Genomic DNA, 2,054 nt, shown 5'->3' on the forward strand with positions numbered 1-2,054 from the left:
TTCGCCGATCGTTGGCCGGGATCGGAAACATACTGATGGAAATCCGCCGAAACACCGTTAGCGAGATAGACCCGTCGCTACCGGCCGCTGCCGCAGGCAGGTAACCTCGTTCCGATCGGGCGGTCACTAAAGTTCACGGTCGAAGAGTGCACCGTTCCTGCTCCGTACCAACTGTTTTGGAAGGTCAGGAATGTGGGGGAGGAAGCTCGCCGGCAGAACGCGGAGCGGGGGGAGATCAACGAGTACGGCGAAGTAATCACCGAGCACAGCAGCTTCGTCGGGGCACATTGGGTGCAGGTCTGGGTGGTCAAGGACGGTGTCGCGGTCGCGACGGACCGGCAGGACGTCATTATCGTCTAGGTATCCGATATAGGGGTGGAGGCTGTGGGCCATGTGGTCAGCAGGGGCGTGGATGGCAAGGAAGGAGCCGCCGGAGCGATGCACAGGTGCTCGCCGCGCTCGTTTCTTATGACCGGATGGAGATCGACGAGGGGTGGATCGGTCCGCTGATTCTTGAATGAGGATGTGGCAAGGGGATGGGCGTCTGCATCGGTGAAGTCCTATGTGGCCGGACTTTTGACGATTTTTGCAGCGCGGGGGCGACGCGATCTCGCTGAGGCCCGGATATCGCAGTCGCTACGGTTCCAACGGCGTGACGGGGTGCCTCCCCTGAATGACTCATACCTTCCGGTGCACTCGTGTACAAGATGTAGTAACGGGGCAGCCGGGCGTGCGCCGCCCGGTTCGCTCTCGGTGCCGGCGACCACCCAGCCGGGGTAGAGCTCGTGCACGGTGTCGAGTTCAGCTGCGGCGAGGACGTTCGAGACTCCGGGGCTGCCGCCCATCCCGATGAGTGCGATGATGCCCGCGGCTCGCGCTCGGTCGTCCCATTCCAGGGATGGGAGAGTGGGCTCCCAGCCATCGTTGATATCCACGTAGTCCACGCCTGCAGCTGAATCGTTCCGGCGTCGATGGGGCAGTCGATGTGCACCGTGCGATCGTCAGTGGTTCTCGATGATGGCAGCGACTTCTTCAGCACTCAGGCGTGGTCTTTCGTCGAAGTCGGAGTAGGCGCCGTAATCGTCGACTTTCACGTCGCGGGTGAGTTCCGTGGCCACCAGCCTGATGGTCTCGTAGCGGGCCGGCATCTCTTCTCGTAGTCGCGAACGCGATCTGTTGATGGCACCTTTGCACTCGGTTTCGTGTTCTGGGGTGACCCAACCCATGCCCAGGCGCAGTATCTTCACATCACCGTCTCCGCTCGTTCGGCCGATGTGTCCGAATGCGTATTCCTCGGCCTGCACGCCGGCGAGGAGCACGTCGGCCGCGTCGTCTGGTCGCTGGGGTACCCAGACAGTGGGGTCGGAAGTAGTCAGCTGAAGGCCCCCTCCCTCGACACTCCCACCCGTCCAGAGCGGTGCGAGATCGGCAGGAGTGGCGAGCGATATGTCGATGAACGGGATCCCACGTGCGTGGGCAAACACAGCGTGGGCGGCCTCATGGATCGCGGCGTGCGAGATCCATCCGTGCTGGGGGCAGGTGAGCATGTCCAGGTTCATGATCACGAGACTCTACTTCGTTGCTGTGACCTGTGGTGATGACATGTCCCTGGGGTGGTTGTTGGGGGTGTGTGGGGCGCCGGCGTTTTTGGGTGCCGGCGGGGGCCGGCGGGGTGTTCGGGTTGGGTGGTGTGGTGCCGGGTCGTGCGGGGGTGTTGTGGGGGCTGGTTTTGGGTGTTTTTGAATGTTGTTGTGTGTCAATAGGTTTCGGTATTCGGTTGGTGTTGAGTTGGTTTCGCGGGTTGTGCACGGTCGCGTTTTTGCTAACGTCGAATGTTGTTGCAGTGGTGCGGGTTTCGACGTTTTGTGTTTTCTGGTTGTTTTGCGGTTTGGTGGGTAGGGGTGTATGATTGGGAGCATGATGATGACGAGGCAGTGGACGCGAGAAGGGGCGCTTTTCCTGACCCTCCCCTCCTCCCCAGCCCCGTTCGGGTGTCGGGTACCGGTTCAGACGTTGCGATGTATTCGATTGGTGAAAACGGAGATTCGGAATTC

Annotated in this window: 3 protein-coding genes; 1 reads left to right on the forward strand and 2 read right to left on the reverse strand. The window is 61.2% G+C overall.

Annotated features, from left to right (window positions below):
- Window positions 1–87 precede the first annotated feature (87 nt).
- On the forward strand, window positions 88–360 hold the full coding sequence (locus V2B23_RS30765) for a nucleotide-binding domain-containing protein (RefSeq protein ID WP_430953680.1): 273 nt from the start codon (window positions 88–90) through the stop codon (window positions 358–360).
- Between the two features lie 200 nt (window positions 361–560).
- Here the strand turns inward: V2B23_RS30765 and V2B23_RS30770 are convergent, their stop codons facing one another.
- Window positions 561–935: a hypothetical protein gene (locus V2B23_RS30770; protein WP_430953678.1), complete on the reverse strand. Its 375-nt coding sequence runs from the start codon at window positions 933–935 to the stop codon at window positions 561–563.
- A gap of 66 nt (window positions 936–1,001) precedes the next feature.
- On the reverse strand, window positions 1,002–1,559 hold the full coding sequence (locus V2B23_RS30775; protein ID WP_430953679.1) for a hypothetical protein: 558 nt from the start codon (window positions 1,557–1,559) through the stop codon (window positions 1,002–1,004).
- Window positions 1,560–2,054: the final 495 nt, after the last annotated feature.

The organism is Rhodococcus sp. 24CO (assembly GCF_050586165.1).
Lineage (GTDB): Bacteria > Actinomycetota > Actinomycetes > Mycobacteriales > Mycobacteriaceae > Rhodococcus_F.